1 protein-coding gene is annotated in these 638 nt (G+C 65.5%); it reads left to right on the top strand.

The genetic code is table 11. The features are described from left to right. Positions 1 to 80: 80 nt before the first annotated feature. Positions 81 to 638, top strand: a 558-nt coding sequence (locus tag RCF13_RS19985; protein WP_308141487.1) for an ABC transporter ATP-binding protein, incomplete at its 3' end; no start/stop codon positions are given.

Below are 638 nucleotides of genomic sequence, written 5' to 3' on the forward strand. Positions count from 1 at the left end.
CACACCGTTCCACCAGGCCGAACAAGCCGCCCGCGGCAGGCGGGTAAAATCAGCGGTTGTCCACCACGCTGGGAGCCAGAGTGCAGCCGGTCATTTCAGTTCAAGGCCTATCCAAGCGATACGCCTCGGGATTCCAGGCGCTCAAGAGCGTCGACCTGGAGATCCAACGCGGCGAGATCTTCGCCTTGCTCGGCCCCAACGGCGCGGGCAAGACCACGCTCATCAGCATCATCTGCGGCATCGTCAACCCGACCGAGGGCCGGGTGCTGGCCGACGGCCACGACATCCTCACCGACTACCGCGCCGCCCGCAGCGCCATCGGCCTGGTGCCGCAGGAGATCTCCACCGACGCCTTCGAAAGTGTGTGGAACACGGTCACCTTCAGCCGCGGCCTGTTCGGCAAGCCGGCCAATCCCGAATACATCGAGAAGGTGCTGCGCGACCTGTCGCTGTGGGACAAGAAGGACAGCCGCATCATGGCCCTGTCCGGCGGCATGAAGCGGCGCGTGATGATCGCCAAGGCGCTGTCGCACGAACCCAAGATCCTGTTCCTGGATGAACCCACCGCCGGCGTCGACGTCGAATTGCGGCGCGGCATGTGGGACATGGTGCGGCGCCTGCGCGAGAACGGCGTCACC

The organism is Stenotrophomonas maltophilia group sp. RNC7 (genome assembly GCF_030910085.1).
Lineage (GTDB): Bacteria > Pseudomonadota > Gammaproteobacteria > Xanthomonadales > Xanthomonadaceae > Stenotrophomonas > Stenotrophomonas sepilia.